General features: G+C 33.5%; 25 protein-coding genes, 1 pseudogene and 1 riboswitch. Of the genes and pseudogenes, 1 reads left to right on the top strand and 25 read right to left on the bottom strand.

Annotated elements, in window-relative coordinates; translation table 11 throughout:
* Window positions 1–59 precede the first annotated feature (59 nt).
* The 12 genes from AB3K27_RS02700 to AB3K27_RS02645 all read right to left on the bottom strand — a co-directional run bounded on the left by AB3K27_RS02700 (window position 60) and on the right by AB3K27_RS02645 (window position 6,893).
* Window positions 60–401, bottom strand: coding sequence for a DUF190 domain-containing protein (locus AB3K27_RS02700; protein ID WP_368489713.1), 342 nt, complete (start codon window positions 399–401; stop codon window positions 60–62).
* A gap of 24 nt (window positions 402–425) precedes the next feature.
* Window positions 426–791 carry a fluoride efflux transporter CrcB gene (gene crcB, locus AB3K27_RS02695; RefSeq protein ID WP_368489712.1) on the bottom strand — a complete coding sequence of 122 codons (366 nt, stop codon included), beginning with the start codon at window positions 789–791 and terminating at the stop codon, window positions 426–428.
* A 2-nt stretch (window positions 792–793) separates the two neighbouring features.
* On the bottom strand, window positions 794–1,237 hold the full coding sequence (gene crcB, locus AB3K27_RS02690; protein ID WP_368489711.1) for a fluoride efflux transporter CrcB: 444 nt from the start codon (window positions 1,235–1,237) through the stop codon (window positions 794–796).
* 74 nt (window positions 1,238–1,311) lie between these two features.
* Window positions 1,312–1,371: riboswitch (Fluoride riboswitch) on the bottom strand.
* Complete coding sequence (locus tag AB3K27_RS02685; protein WP_368489710.1) at window positions 1,372–1,551, bottom strand: hypothetical protein; 180 nt, start codon at window positions 1,549–1,551, stop codon at window positions 1,372–1,374.
* Window positions 1,544–1,783 (bottom strand): PepSY domain-containing protein, encoded by a 240-nt coding sequence (locus AB3K27_RS02680; protein ID WP_368489709.1) that lies wholly within the window; start codon window positions 1,781–1,783, stop codon window positions 1,544–1,546. Before AB3K27_RS02680 ends, AB3K27_RS02685 begins: the two co-directional genes overlap by 8 nt.
* 204 nt (window positions 1,784–1,987) lie before the next feature.
* Entirely contained in the window at window positions 1,988–2,581 is a 594-nt protein-coding gene (locus AB3K27_RS02675) for a superoxide dismutase (RefSeq protein ID WP_368489708.1), read from the bottom strand.
* Between the two features lie 369 nt (window positions 2,582–2,950).
* Complete coding sequence (locus AB3K27_RS02670; protein WP_368489707.1) at window positions 2,951–3,148, bottom strand: small, acid-soluble spore protein, alpha/beta type; 198 nt, start codon at window positions 3,146–3,148, stop codon at window positions 2,951–2,953.
* Between the two features lie 155 nt (window positions 3,149–3,303).
* Window positions 3,304–5,886 (bottom strand): hypothetical protein, encoded by a 2,583-nt coding sequence (locus AB3K27_RS02665; RefSeq protein WP_368489706.1) that lies wholly within the window; start codon window positions 5,884–5,886, stop codon window positions 3,304–3,306.
* 309 nt (window positions 5,887–6,195) lie between these two features.
* Window positions 6,196–6,372 carry a CPCC family cysteine-rich protein gene (locus tag AB3K27_RS02660; protein WP_368489705.1) on the bottom strand — a complete coding sequence of 59 codons (177 nt, stop codon included), beginning with the start codon at window positions 6,370–6,372 and terminating at the stop codon, window positions 6,196–6,198.
* Window positions 6,353–6,445 carry a hypothetical protein gene (locus AB3K27_RS02655; RefSeq protein ID WP_368489704.1) on the bottom strand — a complete coding sequence of 31 codons (93 nt, stop codon included), beginning with the start codon at window positions 6,443–6,445 and terminating at the stop codon, window positions 6,353–6,355. The genes AB3K27_RS02660 and AB3K27_RS02655 overlap by 20 nt, the downstream gene beginning before the upstream one ends.
* On the bottom strand, window positions 6,421–6,615 hold the full coding sequence (locus AB3K27_RS02650) for a hypothetical protein (RefSeq protein ID WP_368489703.1): 195 nt from the start codon (window positions 6,613–6,615) through the stop codon (window positions 6,421–6,423). The genes AB3K27_RS02655 and AB3K27_RS02650 overlap by 25 nt, the downstream gene beginning before the upstream one ends.
* Before the next feature lie 113 nt (window positions 6,616–6,728).
* Entirely contained in the window at window positions 6,729–6,893 is a 165-nt protein-coding gene (locus tag AB3K27_RS02645; protein ID WP_368489702.1) for a hypothetical protein, read from the bottom strand.
* A 224-nt stretch (window positions 6,894–7,117) separates the two neighbouring features.
* Between AB3K27_RS02645 and AB3K27_RS02640 the strand changes: the two genes are divergently transcribed.
* Entirely contained in the window at window positions 7,118–8,242 is a 1,125-nt protein-coding gene (locus tag AB3K27_RS02640) for a zinc-binding dehydrogenase (protein ID WP_368489701.1), read from the top strand.
* Window positions 8,243–8,691: 449 nt separating this feature from the next.
* On the opposite strand, the gene AB3K27_RS02635 is transcribed toward AB3K27_RS02640, so the two are convergent.
* The 13 genes and pseudogenes from AB3K27_RS02635 to AB3K27_RS02575 form a co-directional block, all read right to left on the bottom strand.
* Window positions 8,692–8,889 carry a CDP-alcohol phosphatidyltransferase family protein gene (locus AB3K27_RS02635; RefSeq protein WP_368491154.1) on the bottom strand — a complete coding sequence of 66 codons (198 nt, stop codon included), beginning with the start codon at window positions 8,887–8,889 and terminating at the stop codon, window positions 8,692–8,694.
* Between the two features lie 101 nt (window positions 8,890–8,990).
* A complete protein-coding gene (locus AB3K27_RS02630) occupies window positions 8,991–10,688 on the bottom strand; it encodes a glycosyltransferase (protein ID WP_368489700.1) in 1,698 nt (565 codons plus the stop codon).
* Between the two features lie 7 nt (window positions 10,689–10,695).
* The gene (locus AB3K27_RS02625; RefSeq protein WP_368489699.1) at window positions 10,696–11,367 is read right to left on the bottom strand and encodes a phosphatase PAP2 family protein; all 672 of its coding nucleotides are present in this window, start codon (window positions 11,365–11,367) and stop codon (window positions 10,696–10,698) included.
* A 28-nt stretch (window positions 11,368–11,395) separates the two neighbouring features.
* Window positions 11,396–11,842 (bottom strand): DegV family protein, encoded by a 447-nt coding sequence (locus AB3K27_RS02620; protein WP_368489698.1) that lies wholly within the window; start codon window positions 11,840–11,842, stop codon window positions 11,396–11,398.
* A gap of 59 nt (window positions 11,843–11,901) precedes the next feature.
* Window positions 11,902–12,078 (bottom strand): DegV family protein, encoded by a 177-nt coding sequence (locus tag AB3K27_RS02615; protein WP_368491153.1) that lies wholly within the window; start codon window positions 12,076–12,078, stop codon window positions 11,902–11,904.
* 148 nt (window positions 12,079–12,226) lie between these two features.
* Window positions 12,227–12,394, bottom strand: a complete 168-nt coding sequence (locus AB3K27_RS02610; RefSeq protein ID WP_368489697.1) for a hypothetical protein — start codon at window positions 12,392–12,394, stop codon at window positions 12,227–12,229.
* Window positions 12,395–12,443: 49 nt separating this feature from the next.
* Complete coding sequence (locus AB3K27_RS02605; protein WP_368489696.1) at window positions 12,444–13,490, bottom strand: ATP-binding protein; 1,047 nt, start codon at window positions 13,488–13,490, stop codon at window positions 12,444–12,446.
* A complete protein-coding gene (locus AB3K27_RS02600) occupies window positions 13,487–14,161 on the bottom strand; it encodes a response regulator transcription factor (RefSeq protein ID WP_368489695.1) in 675 nt (224 codons plus the stop codon). The genes AB3K27_RS02605 and AB3K27_RS02600 overlap by 4 nt, the downstream gene beginning before the upstream one ends.
* A 265-nt stretch (window positions 14,162–14,426) precedes the next feature.
* Window positions 14,427–14,561: a hypothetical protein gene (locus AB3K27_RS02595; RefSeq protein ID WP_368489694.1), complete on the bottom strand. Its 135-nt coding sequence runs from the start codon at window positions 14,559–14,561 to the stop codon at window positions 14,427–14,429.
* A gap of 47 nt (window positions 14,562–14,608) precedes the next feature.
* The gene (locus AB3K27_RS02590) at window positions 14,609–14,839 is read right to left on the bottom strand and encodes an SIMPL domain-containing protein (protein WP_368489693.1); all 231 of its coding nucleotides are present in this window, start codon (window positions 14,837–14,839) and stop codon (window positions 14,609–14,611) included.
* A gap of 121 nt (window positions 14,840–14,960) precedes the next feature.
* Window positions 14,961–15,533: a uracil-DNA glycosylase family protein gene (locus tag AB3K27_RS02585; RefSeq protein ID WP_368489692.1), complete on the bottom strand. Its 573-nt coding sequence runs from the start codon at window positions 15,531–15,533 to the stop codon at window positions 14,961–14,963.
* 191 nt (window positions 15,534–15,724) lie between these two features.
* Window positions 15,725–16,144: pseudogene (locus AB3K27_RS02580) on the bottom strand (GTP pyrophosphokinase); the annotation flags it as partial.
* Window positions 16,145–16,333: 189 nt separating this feature from the next.
* Window positions 16,334–16,468: a hypothetical protein gene (locus AB3K27_RS02575; protein WP_368489691.1), complete on the bottom strand. Its 135-nt coding sequence runs from the start codon at window positions 16,466–16,468 to the stop codon at window positions 16,334–16,336.
* Window positions 16,469–16,714 lie beyond the last annotated feature (246 nt).

Below are 16,714 nucleotides of genomic sequence, written 5' to 3'. Positions count from 1 at the left end.
CTGATCCATCAGTAACATATTTGCCAATTGACCTATGTCAATATTTTCCATTACAGTTGCTAATTTGTCTGTTCTCTGCCGTATTTTATAACATCTACATCTGTAATCAAAATTAGCCCCTCATTCACCATTTCTTCCATAGCCGGTATAGCCTTTTCGATGCGCTCTTGTACATCGATGGCTTCCACGATAATTGGCAGGCTTGAGCTAAGGTCCAGAATTCTCATTGTTCTTAATCTTTTTCCCTTACCATAACCTTCTATTCCTCTTGTAACAGTCACTCCAGCTATTCCTAATTCTTTGAGCTTAAAGACAATTGCATGATAAAGATTATGTTTTTTATACATGGAATCCTCACCAATATAGATTTTTAAAATCTTACATTTTCCCTTGATATCCATATGTTTATCCACCTTTCCTTTTTCTTATATTATTTTAACAAGATTGCCTAACCAAAAACCTAACGTGTAGCCAATGATACCCAAAATCAAAGAACCCAAAATATAAATAAATGCATTCAGTTTCTCGTTTTCCTGAAACAAATTAAACCCTTCATACATAAATGTTGAAAATGTAGTATATGCCCCCAGGAAGCCATCTCCAAATAACAGGTACATATTCTTACTAATATCCAAACTGCTGACCATGCCTAAAAGAATAGCGCCTGTTATATTGATTGTAAAAGTACCGACAGGGAACGTAGTCACAGATTTCTGTGAAATAACTTTTCCTAATTGATACCTAGCTAAACTTCCAAATGCACCGCCTATCCCCACAAAAACAAAATTCATATTCAATCCGACCCGCTTTCATTAATTGATTCTTCTTCTAACTTTTTATCTTCCTTATTAATTAATTTTACTACAACCTCTCTGGCAAGCACGACGCCCAAATACACTGCAACAATTCCTAACATGGTTGAAACAGTTACATAGGAGATTGCTGAGAAATAATCCCCTTCAGAAAACAATATCACAGTTTCCTTGCATAATGTGGAAAAAGTGGTATACGCTCCTATAAAGCCTGTGGCAATCCCGAGCCGAATGTCAGAATCAAGTTCTAAAACTTCATAAGCCGCCGTTAAAACCAAAGCCAAAATAAAACTTCCTGTAATATTGATAATCAAAGTATTTAAGGGAATGCTCCCATGATAATGAGCAATAGGAATATTTCTGATAACATACCTTAATATAGCACCTAAAATACCTCCAATGCTAATAAATATATACTTTCTCATTTCTTTGTCTCCTTGTCCTGTGTAATTATTTCAGAGCCACTTTAAACAAAATGACTCCTACAAATAACAGAATGTTATTTGTAGGAGTCATCAGCATTTCTGCGGTTATGGTGAACTCCATCACCTTATTGATTTTAATATAGCATAAGGGCAGGGAAATTACTATACCAAAATATTCTTTCATTTATTATATTTCTATAATCCTCTTTGGACACCATTTCAGTGAGTTTTTCAATCTGTTCCTTTATTCTTTTAAGAAGTGGCGGGCGCACATAAAAAGGAAGCTCTGCCTTGAGCTCCCATAAGTTAATCATTTCTGTCAACTTCAAGTATTTCACCAGTATTAGCATCCATCTTAACTTCATACATTAAGCCATCATTAGATCTAATACTAATTTCATAAGTTAAAAAACCATCTTCCATGTCCACTTCAATTTTTATTAATTGGCCTGGAACTCTTTGTAATGCAATTTGCACAGCTGTCTCAGTGTCAATGCGATAATTTCTCCAGTAGCCATCCCATAAGTTATAAAAATAACCTATCATTAATTAATCATCTTCTACTTTATTACTTACTCAATTATTATATTCAGATAATAGATGTTGGTGTATTTTAATATTTATATACTCTATATAAATATAATTATAAATAATTAATTTACACCAACGTAACTACATTTAAAATACTTTTGCATTCTAATTTTCCACCTTTAAAATTTAATTTTCAACATATTCATTTAAATTCTCATTTTATTTAACTTCTGATAATTTTTTGTTTACATCTTCCCAATTAATTAGATTCCACCAGTTATTAACAAAATCTGCTCTCTTATTTTGATATTTCAAATAGTACGCATGTTCCCATACATCAACTACAAGTATAGGTGTACTGCCCCATTGAGTCAAATTTTGATGTTTTTCAATTTGCAATATCTCTAACTTGTTAAATATATTATTCCATACAAGAGCACACCATCCTGATCCCTCCACTGCAATAGCTGCCTTTGTAAACTGATCCTTAAATGCTTCAAAACTTCCAAAAAATTCATTAATTTTTTCAGATACTTCACCGGAAGGAGTGCCTCCGCCATTTGGCTTCATATTTTCCCAAAAAATCTTATGTAGTATGTGACCGCTGCCGTGGAAAGCCAATTCTTTTTCCCAATGTTTTACAAGTGAATAATCTCCACTTTCTCTTGCTTCTTTAAGTTTAGCCTCTGCTGCATTTAGACCATCTACATATCCTTTATGATGTATATCATGATGTAATTTTACAGTCTGTTCATCGTAATATGGTTCCAATGCATTATAATCATAAGGTAATTTTGGTAAAACGTGACTCATTTTAATTTCCCCTTTCTATGTTAAAGTATTATTTTATAATAACATTTTATACCAACTAAAGATTATTGTCAACGCTATATACATGATTGACCATTCTGTCTATATTAATAATTATCAATAAACCATTATGAAATAAATTTTAGAAAAACTTCTTCGAAGAAGTATTATTGCTTATGTTTTACTTTGAAAAAGCTATGAATATAGCAATGATAACCTTTAGAATAATAAAATAATTAAAAAATCGAAAAACTAAAACTCCAGCTTAAAAACTAAACTGGAGTTTTTATTATTAATAATGGTTTTATACACTTCCAAATAAAGTGTGCGTCTTGTATTTAGAACTGCATACACTTTATTACATGCTACCTTTTACTTTAAATTCTGTTCATAAGCTTCAATCATTTTCTTAACCATGTTTCCACCTACAGAACCAGCTTCTCTTGAAGTAAGATCTCCATTATAACCATTTTTCAGATTTACTCCTACTTCCTTAGCTGATTCCATTTTAAACTGATTTAAAGCTTCTCTAGCTTGTGGTACTACTAATTTATTACTGTTATATGCCACAACAAACACTCCTTTTTATAGTAATATTTACTGCTTACATTTAAAGTTTGTACATTTCTACAAAAAATACTCTAGGGAATTGGATGAATATGTGGAAAAATATCTGTATAAATAAATTATATACCTTTTTTTATAATTTGAATACTGTTCCATCTTTATTGGCATAAAAATTTCCCATTAATGTAATTAATACATCCTGCATTATACAACTCTCTCGGAATCACTTTATAGGTTAGACCGTTAGTGACCATAAAAGAAAGCAACTTGCCTTCCGATAATTCAGTCATTCCATTCTGTTTCAATACATAAGTAATAACTTCTGGATATTCTGTTAATTTAGAATCCTTATAAACAATAATACCCTTCTGGTACCTTCTATCCTTTATTCTTGGATCAATTATCCTCAACTTACATCCAAAATTGCATATTATAGAATTTAGTAAGAAAATATTCCATCCATATCCTCTTATATCGGGCAACTCATCCCATTCATTAAAATTAATTAATGGAAGTATACTGAACTTCATAAATTTTACTAATTTACTCTCAATTTCATGAATTGCGGTATCACTAATACTAAATAAATCCTTTCGTATATATGTATCATATGACACCCTTACATAGTCACTTTCAATATTGGCAAAAACAGAACCTGTAGTCGCTGCAGACCACTTAAACCTTTCAGCTGTCACGCTATATTTTTTAAATGATATTTTACCTGTATCACCAAGTAAATGCAGTACAACATTTTTTGTCGATACATCGTGAAATACACCTTTTTGTCCAATGTGGGGGTGTCTAAAATCATACAGACCATCAAACAAACAAGCGCATATATAGAATAAGTTTATTGGAAATACGACATTATTTACATCCATAAAATTTCCCAATAGTTCTTTCGCAGTTTCATACAACATACCTTCACTACAATACCCGTTATTTGCATCCATAATATACTTTATAATTGACTTTAAATAATTTATAATACTGTTATCAATGCTAATAATTTGTATACAGCTGTAATAATTATATTCCCATTGGAACAGATCTTTATCTTCACTTACTGCCCTGACAATCATTGCATCTGAAAATCCTGCAAACTCAGCTTTCAGCTCGTTTTTACTAACAGGCCTATTCTTACTAATGATAAAATCTTTAATACGTTTCGTTAAACTTCCAGAAACATTGCCGGTTGACTTCTTCTGCAAATAATCTTTAGAATAATCATATTCATCTGGATAATACAACATTAAAATTCCATGTAGAAAATTGTAATTATATATATTGCTTGTTATTTTTAAAATTCTTTCAAATTTCGAGAACAATTCTGTATAAAATATAATTGATTCTTCCGATCTGTCGATACATTCTTTAATCTCATCTATAGTAGACATCTCCACATGAACGTTTTTTTCAGCTATAGCCATCCCCCGGCCACATAAAATCAAGAAATTTGATATTCTTGCACTCAATGCTCTATTGCTGTCAGGCAGTCCCAAATCACCGTACTCCCTCAATGCAAGTTTTCTGAGTTTATCTAAATCTTTGCTTTCATATAGTTTTATTCCATTAGGGAATTCCTTTGCAACCAGCATTGAACACAAATACCCATATGATTGTTTTCCTTTGACGGCATAGTGGCCATATAATCTATATCCATATTTTTGTATTAAATTAATAAACTCACCGCATTGTATATATGGAAATCCTTTATCACTCATTATCATCTCAAGTTCTTCTGAATTCTCATATAAATCTTTTCCATCACCAACAAATTCTGAAGCAATTTGAAATATAATATCTTCCGTAGATTTTTCATCTTTTCTTTTAGCAACAAATACATCTGCAAAATCAAGGTATTCCAACTGTTCATTTTGAATGCATGATGAAATTAGAATCTTATCATAATCATCATTATTATATATACCCAGCAGTTCCTGAACCGTTGCATACCCTTTTTGATCTATTGCTCGTTTTATAATTAAATCTATAAAAATTGATATTTTCAAATTAAAATTTTTTAGAATTTGGCGCACTCTTTCTCTGGTTATTTCCCTTTCATTAGCAATTTCCTGTAAAGTAAATCCATTGGCTCGTTTCAAAAACATTTTATATTCTTCTTTATCTGATAGATTTTCCAACACTATTTCAAGAAATTCTGTCAGATTTTTTTTAAAATCTTGTTGAATATTTTCAAACTTTTCTATATTCCTTTTACCAACTATATCTGTCAATTGCTCTCTAGAAATATTCTCTAAATCTCTCAAATATGTATATCCATTACTTTCAAGAGTATGCAACGTACGCAACTTGATATCTAAAGTATTTAGACATCCTATATTTAGATCTAAGATACTTTCATCTATTTCATTAAACATAGTATCAATAACGTTCTCAACTTCTTTTGTTAAATTTTTTTCTGCCAATTCAGGAAATTTTCTAAAGCGGGCAATTATACTATCAATTTTCTTTTTCCCAATACCCGGCACTTTTCTGAGTTCGTTAAAATCAAAAGATCTCAAGTCATTGATATATTTTAGGTTGTGTGCTGTACAGTACTTGACGAAAAGATTATAGGCATTTTCCGAAAATACTTCAGCTATTTTAACTTTACCATTTGTATTCTGGCAGTCAACTTTTTCATCAGAACTTTCCTGCTCAATTAAACAAGACGGATATTGTAAAAACATTGTTTCATCATATTCTCTATTACACTCTTTACACACTGACATCAGCATTCCTTTCTGTTAACTCCAATTCCATTCCCATCTATCCAGTAATGTTATTTTACTTTCTTTCAACCTCTTTACACAGCATACTAAATCAAGAATGAGGTTACATACTTTATCTAAATATTCACATAGCTCTTCAATATTGTCATCAGTTAATGTAAACAACCACCTAATCCAAACATGTTACAATTATAATATTCGATACAAACAATTATATTCCTCTTGAATATTACAGCAATATATAAAAACACCAAAAATTTGATTCTGGTGTTTTCAATAACCGTTATAGTTAGCATAGCATTATCTGATAAAAGTTCAGATATAAAAATTGAGAATAAAAATTACTTTGAGGCCTGATGAAATACCATCCGATACCAAAGTAAACATAAATAATTCTAAATCCCAGTCACACAGTGCACAAATATCCCAGCTATTTTCTTCATCTAGCGACAATGCTCCGCAGTAAGGGCACCTATATTTTTTCTTTTTCATTTGACTTAGAATTTTTAAGATAGCTACACATTAATTCTTCAGCTTTCTTTATACCTTCATCCGTAAAATACACTGATTTAGATTTGTGGCTACCATATTAATAAATCCTTGATCTTTTAATTTATCAAGTATTTCAAAATTATATCCTTTCCAACTTCTTTTAAATTTGTATGGTTTACAATCTTCTTCCCAGGAAGTTAAGTATAACAACAATAACGTGAGTTCTTTAATTTTCTGCTCCATTATTTACACATCCTACTCTTTTGATTTTGTCTTAAAAAGAAACAATTACTATAATTATACATAGTACACATTATATCTTAATATCAAAAATTTATATACATTATTATAACTTTTTAAGAAAATTTTATAACTTCAAATTCAACATCATTAACATATTCCCAATATAAATCAATTATATATTCTTCAAAATGATTATTACTTGCCAAATACAAAAGCACTGCACTAATACTGATAAATGGTTTCCCATACATTTTTATACTTCTAAAATTATTAGACAAATTTATAATGATTTATGGCAATAATTGAATTTTACCGCCATCCTACTTGAAATTTGCATTTTTTGCAGGTGATTGTTTTTCGTAAAATACGATAATTTTGTAGTAAACTGCCTTTTTTAAATTAATATTTCCCAAACATTTCTCTAACAAGAGCTAAATATTACCCATGCATTATAAACATATAAAATCATTCAATATAAAAGTAATTGAAAAGGAGCGTTATTATGGACAAATTAAATAGCAGAAATATAACTATAAACAAATTAGAGAACAATGAAAAGAAATCTACTATAAAGGCATTGATTTATCATGGAATCAGAAATGTAAAACTGGAGGAAAAAGAACTTCCCATCTGTGGTCCCGATGATGTAATCGTAAGGAATGTGAGAGCAGGTATTTGTGGAACAGATATTACAGGGTACCTTCATGGAGGAGAAAAGGTGCAAATCAATCCAGGCCGTGAATTCGGGCATGAAATGGTTGGATATATATATGAAAAAGGTGAAAATGTGAAAGATGTGGAAGTTGGCACAAGAGTGTTTGTAGAACCTTCAAAATGCACACCTAATCAATATGAAGCAGACATGGCAGGCGCATTTTCCCAGTATGTAAGAGTTCAAAATGCAAAAATTGGTTATAACCTTTATATTCTGCCAGATAATCTCTCTTACGATGATGCCGTCTTAATTGAACCTTTCAGCGTGGCTACCCACGGAAAAAATACAGCAAAGGCAAAACCTAATGAAAACATACTGATTATCGGTGCAGGGACAATTGGCTTATGTGCACTATGTAGCCTTGCCGCACAGGGAAACAAAAAAATTGTCGTGCTGGACATAGACGACACAAGACTTAAAGCTGTCCAAAAACTGGGTGGAATTGGCTTTAGCTCACTGAAAGGTCCGGAGAGCACAATAAAATTCCTTGAAAACTATTTTGGCATTCTTAAAAATACAAATCACCGTATCAGTTATGAAAATGGTAAAATGACGGTTACAGAAAATTCAGTAATAAATATAGACGTTGTTATTGACTGTGCAGGAATCAAAGGCTTTGTGGATGAATTCATGAAACATGCAAAACAGCATTCCAGGTATACCTGCATAGCACTGCATAAGCAGCCCGTTACCATCAGCTTTCATGAATTGATGAGTACACAGTGCGCATTAATGGGTTCCCGTGGTTTTTCACCTAATGACATTGAAGAAGTAATATCCAATTTGGCTGAAAAGAAGTCAAAAGCACCAGAGATCATCACTCATAAATTCCCTCTGGAAAATGCTGAAAAAGCTTTTGAAATTGCAGCAGATCCTACCTGTGCTATTAAGGTTGTGTTGGATTTGGAATAAGCATTATCTTTCACTGTGTAGTTTACGGTGGCATAATCCAGTGATTGCACAAAGGTACCTTGCCTATTTGGGTAAGGTACTTCATTTGTTTTATCTATTTGTGGTACTGTTCAATAAATACTTCTCAGTGATTCTTCAGATAATTTTTTGCGTCCTGTGTAAAAATCATCAATTGTTTCTTTGATTCTGTTTGTCAGTTCAAATACGGGCTATAATCAACCAAGTTAGGGCGAGGCAACAGCGCTTACAGGGACGGTACCAACTTCTTCCGCTTCCCCTTTTTCGTTAAAAAATCTACTGTGTAGGCTGACTTACGGACAGTAAATTTATATAAAATTCCATTAAAGTATAATAATTGGTATTGAAACTTATATTTAGGAATTCAATCATATTTCTAATTGATTATATAAGATATTTCATATAGTGATACCATAGCGTAAGACATAAGGCTATAGACAGTGAGTCAGCTTATCTGCCATAGGATCTATGATCTTTTCAAATTCCGTTATCATATAAAATCTTCTGGCTATTTTACCATCCAGAAAATCTGTTACTGCCGAGATTATTACAATTCCCGCTGCCACATAATAGTCTATTATGGAATCGGCTCCTATATAAATTATACAGAACAACGGTATTAACAAAATCCTGAAATATCCTATTCAATTAGGTATAGATAAAAGCTCTTTTCTATGGATTTTCATCCTTGATCCTTTCTGTTTCCCTTTCTTGTTCTTAAATTATTTTCTTATTGAGAAATCATATCATGAATTACTCGATTTGATTTTATTTCCTTTGTATTTCGATACTCCTTGATTTGCTGATTACATTGCTGAATTATAAATACTGCTATATTATATGCTGCTTCAGGATTTCGAAAGCGAACCATATTATTCTTAAGAGATACTATCTTTTCTTGATTAAATGCATATAATTCTTGTATCACACTTGATATTTTTTTATAATTTTCACAAATACAGCCTAATTGATACTTTTCTATAAACTCCGGATTTTTTTCTTCCTGCCCCTTTAACGCACCAATTATAATAATTGGTTTGCATAAATTAACAGCTTCCATTAAAACATTCGGGCTAGCTCGTAAGATAAGAATATCGGCTTTTGCCATATACTCTTTTATTTCTTTCGTGAAACCAATTATACTGACCTGCTCCTCCGAATATTCTGCTAATTCTTTTTCCAGTTGTTTTCTAAGAACTTCATTCTTTCCGGCAATAATTGTAACATTGCACTTACCATTTTCCAGAAGTTTCTTCGCCATTTTAAGTACTTGCCTGGACCCTTGGCTTCCACTTATAAAAAGCACAGATATACTGCCATTAGCCGAATCTTTTGCTTCTATATCAATATCCGGTATATCACTGCAAAATTCTTCCCTTACCGGAAAACCCACTACCCTTAATCTTTCTGAAGATATTCCCAAGGATTTCATTTTGTCTTCTGCTTCCTTAGTAGGGCAAAGTATATACTTTGCTCTTGAGTCTGCCCATAAGTTCGAAACATTGTCAAGATCTGCAACAAATGAAATAACGGGAATTTCCATGTGGTTTTTTTCTAAAATTCTTGTTACAGAGCCGGTAAAAAACGCATGAACTGAAATGATAATGTCAGGCTTTAGCTCCTCCAGCAACTGAAGCAGCTTCTTCTTAATGATCCGGGAACACATTACATTAATAGCATTTACCATGTGATTAGACAGCCTATATAGCCATCCCCATATAAGGGGAGCATTTACGGCTATAGGGCTATATAAATTACTCAAGACCCGAAAGAAATAATTCCCCATTGAAAATCCATCTACTACTTCCAAATGCTTCGTGGCATCCAGCTTCTTTATTTGATGCCTCAAGGCCTCTGTAATACTTTTATGCCCATTTCCGGTATTATCAGCTGAGATAAATAATATTTTGCCGGTGTGCATGGAGGGCATATGCTGAACTTTGCACTTTTCTATTTTATTACTGTTTCTGTCCTGCCTTTTCATCATTGCAGCCATCCTTGGACGGTTGTACCTTTGTATTATAATAAATGGAATATTTATCAAGACTGCCACTACCAACATTACGGTATTTATCCAATTTGCTTGATATAGAAAGTACAAAAACACTGTAAATATAATACTCCAATGGCATATTTCAGCTCTGCAGGTTTCTGCAATAAACTGCTTAACATACTCTTTGTCAAAAGAGACTATTTTTTTCTTTTTAAACGTTACCGGAAGAAAATCCCCCAGCTCAGGCAATATGTCTTTCCATTGCTTTACCTTAAAAACCCTTTGATAAAACAGTCCTTTCTCTTCCCATTTTCTTTCCCGGAAAAAACAGTTATCCTCATGAAATTTGTCCCCCGGTAAAAGAAGATACCACACAGTATTTAATAAGGATAATAAAAAAAATACAAATATACTTTTAAAAATATTTATCTCCATATTCCCGCTAATCCTCCTCTGCACAATGGAATAAGGCGTATTCTTTCCTTTTCTCCTTAGATTCAATTATATGATAAAGCAATATATTAAAAAGTACACTCACCATAATCCCTGCGGCTACATCTACTATGGAATGCTGCTTAATCATAACTGTTGACAGGCAAATCAATACCATTAATATGCTCGATTTTTGTTTTCCGTATTTTACCCTCTCAAATGCCTTTGAGTGACATAGGGCTGAATGCACCGCAATGGAGTTGATTACATGAACACTTGGGCAGATATTGGTTGGAGTATCCGTTTTATAAACGAGTCTTACCATAAAAGAAAACGGATCATGTCCCAAAACAGCAGGCCTTAACTCCTGACCATTCGGGTAAATCATATAGATAATATAAGCGGTACTCATTCCCCCTGCTAAAAAGATAAGCAACCGATAAAAGTCCCTTTTAGAATAAATTCCGGTATAAATAATACCATAAGCTATATAGGGAAACCACAGCAAATAAGGGATAATCAATGCAGGTACCATAGGAATAAGATCATCCAGCGGACTATATATCATATACTTCGGTACTAAAGTTACCTCCAAATATTTAAACCAGATTAAGATCGGTATCAACACAAGTACCCAATAGAAATGTCTATGGGTTTTTATAAAGTTCCTCAAGCGTTTCAATTTATCCTCCTTGACTTATAGAATTCCTTTATTTTTCAATGAACAAGACGCCTAATGTATTCTGACCGCAATGGCTTGAAACAGTATATCCTGCATTTGTTTCATATACCTTATCAAAAATTGCCTTTTGACTGACAGCATCTTTAACGGCATCTGCTATTTCCAGATTTATAGTTGTATGCGTAATAAAAACCCTTCGGGAGACAATTTTGTTTGAATTTTGCAGCTTATCATCAACATATTGCATCAGGCACCTTTTTAACGTACCACGGTATTTTTTTCCAACTCGCATTTTCCCATTTTCCACTCCAATACAGGGTTTAAGCTTCAATAGATTGACACCCAATGCCATAACAGCTGAGCATCGGCCGCCTTTTGTCATGTAAGCCAGACATTCCAATATACAGTCGGTAGGATAGTCTTCGGCAGCTTTTATTGCCGCTTCAATAACAACATGCCCTTGGCCGGTTGACAATTCTTAGAATCTACAACAAAAACATTCTCAAACTCTTGTACCGCTATACAGGCATTCTACTAACAACTTGAAAATCCGCTGCCGATATTTATATGGATTACTGCATCATACTTATTTACAAACTGCTCAAAAAACGATTTATATTCAAGAAGATTAACCGCCGAAGTGGTGCAAATCGCTCCTCCATTACTTACATGATAAAAAATATCATATGTTTTGTTATCTATTTCTTCCATCAAACGTTATATATATCCATAAATAATTAATATCAAATCTTTTTCAACTGAAGCTCAACAGATTTCACATACCTTGTTATTTTCTTCTTTTACATCCTATCCGCTCCGGATACCATACTTTTATCTAATTTCATAATACAATACCTTTCTAAATAATAGCTTTTAATAGAGAAGCCACAAAAATAAACATTTCCGGAGTTCTGTATATCGTGCGGGCGATGGTAAATCTTTGCCTTTGACCGCTGGCATAGTTGGATCTACTTTGTGCAATAAAAGATGCAAATTTGTTATCTACAGAATAAAACTCCTTAATCAACAAAACCTTAACACGACTTCAGCTTTTGTTGAGCTTTGTTGAGGTTTCATCACAAAATGTTATTTGATGAAGGATTAGGCAACGTAATTGTAAATCTCGAACCTTTGCCAACTGTACTAGTCACTTCTATGGCCCCCTTACTAATATCCACAATCTGCTTTACTAGTGCCAGCCCAAGCCCATTCCCTTCGGACTGGTGAGAGGTATCACCCTGATAGAATTTATCAAATATATGCGCTTTGATTTCTTCAGTCATACCTGTACCAGTATCCGAGATCGAACAGACTACCTGATTGCCGCTATCTTTTAATTTAATAGAAATGAGCCCTTGTCTGGGTGTGAATTTAATTGCATTGTCCAGCAGGTTAGACCATACATGGTACATTAACATTTCCAACCCTGTATATTTGATACTGTTAAGCTCCACATCAAATTCAATCTCCTTTTCCAGCCATTTAGATTCCAAGGAGACAATAGATTGTCTGATTTGCTCATCAAGTGCATACAGGTTTTTTTTTAAGGGAATATTCTGACTCTCCACTTTGGAAAGCATCAGAATGTTTCCCACCAGGTTGGACAGTCGTTTTGTATTATAGATAATTTTTGATACATATTCATCTTTTTCTGCTTCAGCTTGATTTTTGTCCTGCAGCAAAGTGGCATAGCCCTCAATTGCATTGATTGGTGTTTTAATCTCATGGGAAACATTAGATACAAAGTCGTTGCGAAGAGTTTCTGTAGCACCCAGTTCAGCAACCATAATTCTAAAATTCTCAAACAACTCTTTCATCTCATTCAGATTTGATTTACAATCAGGGTTAACTGTAAAATCACCCTTGGCAACCTCACGGGATGCATTACTCAGTTTCTTTATAGGGGTAATAATGCTTTTATTAAATATGGCAGCAATCAAAATTCCTAAAAATGTACAATATAAGGCTATCTGCAGCATTGGATTCAGATTGCTCAGCCATGTTATTTTCATCCGGTCAAAGAAAAAAGTTATCAGACCTGCAAGAATAATTGTTATTATAACAACGGAAACGACCATAATTGAAAAATATAGCCTCATGGATTTTAAAGGTCTTTTCTTCACTTACGCTTCACCGCCTTATATCCGACTCCACGCATAGTCACGATTTCAAAATCCCGATTGTCCCGAAGTTTATCCCGCAGCCGGCCGATATGGACTTCCACAGTATGTGGATCGGTATAGCTATCAATACCCCATATATCATCCATTAGCTGTTGGCGGGTAAAAATATGCCCGAGATCAGAGAGCAGTTTATATAAAAGCTGAAATTCCTTCTGAGGAAGTGTAAAGCTCGTGGCGTCAAAGGTTACAGTCATGGCATCATAATCCAAAACGGTCCCTCCAATGGTTTGCTTTCTGTCATTAATCATCTGAGCACGGCGCAGCAAAGCACCTACTCTGATTACCATTTCCTCTACATTGACCGGTTTTACCATATAATCATCGGTACCGGACGAAAAACCTTTTTTAATATCATTAAAAGAACCCGCAGCTGTAATCATCAATATCGGAAGTGTATATCCAGCCTCCCGAAGCAAAGCTGTCAGCTCAAAACCGTCTACTTTTGGCATCATAATATCAGAGATAATTAAATCAACGGTTTCATGATCAAGAATTTCCAGCGCCTGCGCACCGTCAACCGCCTCCAACGGCTCATACCCATTTCTGCTCAGAACACGGCTAAACAAATGTCTAAGCTCCGCATTATCTTCTGCAATCAGTATTCTAAACATAATATGACCACCCTTTTTTAGTAAATAATTATACCATACCTTGTTATTATAATAAAGTATATCCACATAGTCTCAATAAAAGCTCAATAGCAAAAATGAAAACTAATTTCAAATTTCATTAATATTCTTCATTAAATCTATTGTAACTCACAAGCCTAGGAAAATAAGGTTTAAGGAGAGTAGAAGCATGTTCTTTATAATAGCTTTTAAAGGTTCTATAACCTGATAAGTGAAAATATATTGTAATTGTCATAACTTCACTTAATTATAAAGTTTTGCTTTTAATCATCATAAATTCACTGTCAGAGTTATCGGTTAGAAAATGGCTTTTGCAGTAATTTTCAAGTCCTATACAATAATTATCCACATCATAGAATATTGCTATCAATAGATCTTGCATATAATCCCATCCTCATATCTTGTTTGAGAATAAAAACACAGTTCACTCTAATTGTAATCAATGCTAATCAAGTCTCCAAGAATAACCCCTGATGCCTTTGCTAAAGTTTTCGCTTTGAGTTTTGCATTTTCAACTACATTTATCAAAAGTTTCTGACTAGCAACAGTCTTGTCCTTAACAGAAAACTGTACATTCAGCTGTGGATTTATTTGTGTTTTTGCAATAGCAGCAAGTTCCATTGTCTTATCATAATTACAATGCTGTGATTCAAGGTTCATTGTAATAACAATTAAATCCGGCCTAACACTGTATTACCTGTACCTCTCACTGTGATTAAACGATTCATGGCAAACCCATTTCCTATTCTCAAAATAGTTTTTTCATTAAATTGCAAAAGGACTAATCGCCAGAAATCAGCTTTTTAAGCTGCATCATATACTTGTCTGCATCGTCTTTTTTACAGGGAGTTCCCGGCATTGGAAATACAAAGATTTTTGATCCAAGTACACGTTCTAAATTTCTATTAAAACCATACTGAGATATTGTATTCATATTGAAGGCACAATCCAACAGCCTATCTAACACCCTTTTATAAATAAAGACAATTACCTTAGGCTTGTATAACCCAATGATACTGGATATCTTTTCAGCTCCCTTCCTATACTCATCTGCCGAAGGCTCCACCCCATATTTTTTTGGAATTTTTGTAATATCCACAATTCCATATCCATAGTTTAACAGCTGTTCATCCTCCTTGCTTCCTGATGGTATGTGTAAAATATCATATTTTTGAAGTTTATTCCAGAACATCTTACCCTGCCTGCCCTGAAAATAATGTCCTTCTTTAACACTGAAAGGTGTAGGTACTTTACCTACAAACAATATGTTCAATTCATTACCCTGGGGTAAAATATCCTGAAGTGTTTCCATAGTTCCACCGTCAACTTGTATTTGTGTCCTATAATTAGCCATATACTTTCTCCTTTCCATATGCTCAAGAATCACTTGATTTCATTTATGCCGCCGAAAAATGACCAGTAATTTCTCTCAATGAAATCTATAAATTTATCCCAGAATTCATCCTCTGAACAGTTTTCCGGTACTGATACGCAGCCATCTATTTCGATTTCCTTGGTGTTGACAAATTCTCCATCTTCATTCTCGTCAAGAGCATCAGATATTCTATCTGCGGCTTTGCGGTATTTTTTCATCCTCTTATGATCTGCATCTGAAGGATTTGCTATTCTTGACAAATCCATATTGTCGCATAAATCACACAATTTTACATGGCAGGCTGTTTTATTTTCTATAACTCTGCTTATGTATTCATCATAGGTTTCGCCCTTTCGCCTCGTCAGGACATCCAGTGCAGATAGTACTTCCTCAGAAAATCCCTGGGCTTTTAAATAGTCCAGGGAGATATCAGTGTCTTCTATTACATCGTGGAGTACTGCACATATTCTCTCAGCTTCACTTTTTCTTGAAAACATCACCCGCAGGAGGTGCAGTATATAAGGCTGTCCACCTTTATCAACTTGACCTTCATGGGCCTTTGCAGCTATTAGAATTGCTTTGTCCAGCATAGGATATCACCTCCTCATTGCTATACTTTATTTACATTATATAGAAAGATCGTCTTCTGCAATTTCAAACCTGATCTTCTATTTAATGCCCCTGTCTTAACATCCGTACTTGCGTAGTAATTCAACTTTTCTTTTTCCATGCACAGCTTTTCAAGTACAGCATCTTTTTTTCTTAAAATCTTAAACAGATTATCTATTTGTGGAATGGTAAGGGCATGTTCTTATATGGTCATCCACCATGCCAATTGCCTTCATAAAAAGTTCCCCCAGCCATTTCTGATATACTGCCATTATATCACCTTTAACCTGACAACAGTCTGTCATAATTAAAAGACAGCTACACTAAGTAATCCCAATATTAACTCAAATTCATAATATTTATCATAAACTTAACATAAATATGCAATCAAAAAATATCTATAAGAGATATTATTATATTGTAAATTCCTCTTATATAAGGCAGGTCAAAATTAATTGATAATAACAGTTTGCCACAAAAGGATGTATCATCAATTATTTTAATGTGCAAAGAAATACGTTAGGCAGAGGAGGTCATTTTAAGAGATATAC

This window comes from Clostridium sp. BJN0013 (genome assembly GCF_040939125.1).
Taxonomy (GTDB): Bacteria; Bacillota; Clostridia; order Clostridiales; family Clostridiaceae; genus Clostridium_B.
The sequence above is the reverse complement of the archived record's forward strand: the minus strand, read 5'-3'. Positions and strand labels throughout refer to the sequence as shown.

What these genes read in the sequence shown, in the direction of transcription:
- AB3K27_RS02590 (WP_368489693.1), bottom strand. Translation starts at nt 14,839, where the DNA reads ATGAACCTTGAATCACAGCATTGTAATTATGATAAGACAATGGAACTT.
- AB3K27_RS02600 (WP_368489695.1), bottom strand. Translation starts at nt 14,161, where the DNA reads ATGTTTAGAATACTGATTGCAGAAGATAATGCGGAGCTTAGACATTTG.
- AB3K27_RS02665 (WP_368489706.1), bottom strand. Translation starts at nt 5,886, where the DNA reads ATGCTGATGTCAGTGTGTAAAGAGTGTAATAGAGAATATGATGAAACA.
- AB3K27_RS02660 (WP_368489705.1), bottom strand. Translation starts at nt 6,372, where the DNA reads ATGAAAAAGAAAAAATATAGGTGCCCTTACTGCGGAGCATTGTCGCTA.
- AB3K27_RS02650 (WP_368489703.1), bottom strand. Translation starts at nt 6,615, where the DNA reads ATGGAGCAGAAAATTAAAGAACTCACGTTATTGTTGTTATACTTAACT.
- crcB (WP_368489711.1), bottom strand. Translation starts at nt 1,237, where the DNA reads ATGAGAAAGTATATATTTATTAGCATTGGAGGTATTTTAGGTGCTATA.
- AB3K27_RS02685 (WP_368489710.1), bottom strand. Translation starts at nt 1,551, where the DNA reads ATGATTAACTTATGGGAGCTCAAGGCAGAGCTTCCTTTTTATGTGCGC.
- AB3K27_RS02595 (WP_368489694.1), bottom strand. Translation starts at nt 14,561, where the DNA reads ATGCAAGATCTATTGATAGCAATATTCTATGATGTGGATAATTATTGT.
- AB3K27_RS02585 (WP_368489692.1), bottom strand. Translation starts at nt 15,533, where the DNA reads ATGGCTAATTATAGGACACAAATACAAGTTGACGGTGGAACTATGGAA.
- AB3K27_RS02575 (WP_368489691.1), bottom strand. Translation starts at nt 16,468, where the DNA reads ATGACAGACTGTTGTCAGGTTAAAGGTGATATAATGGCAGTATATCAG.
- AB3K27_RS02630 (WP_368489700.1), bottom strand. Translation starts at nt 10,688, where the DNA reads ATGGAGATAAATATTTTTAAAAGTATATTTGTATTTTTTTTATTATCC.
- AB3K27_RS02700 (WP_368489713.1), bottom strand. Translation starts at nt 401, where the DNA reads ATGGATATCAAGGGAAAATGTAAGATTTTAAAAATCTATATTGGTGAG.
- AB3K27_RS02615 (WP_368491153.1), bottom strand. Translation starts at nt 12,078, where the DNA reads ATGGAAGAAATAGATAACAAAACATATGATATTTTTTATCATGTAAGT.
- AB3K27_RS02675 (WP_368489708.1), bottom strand. Translation starts at nt 2,581, where the DNA reads ATGAGTCACGTTTTACCAAAATTACCTTATGATTATAATGCATTGGAA.
- crcB (WP_368489712.1), bottom strand. Translation starts at nt 791, where the DNA reads ATGAATTTTGTTTTTGTGGGGATAGGCGGTGCATTTGGAAGTTTAGCT.
- AB3K27_RS02640 (WP_368489701.1), top strand. Translation starts at nt 7,118, where the DNA reads ATGGACAAATTAAATAGCAGAAATATAACTATAAACAAATTAGAGAAC.
- AB3K27_RS02680 (WP_368489709.1), bottom strand. Translation starts at nt 1,783, where the DNA reads ATGATAGGTTATTTTTATAACTTATGGGATGGCTACTGGAGAAATTAT.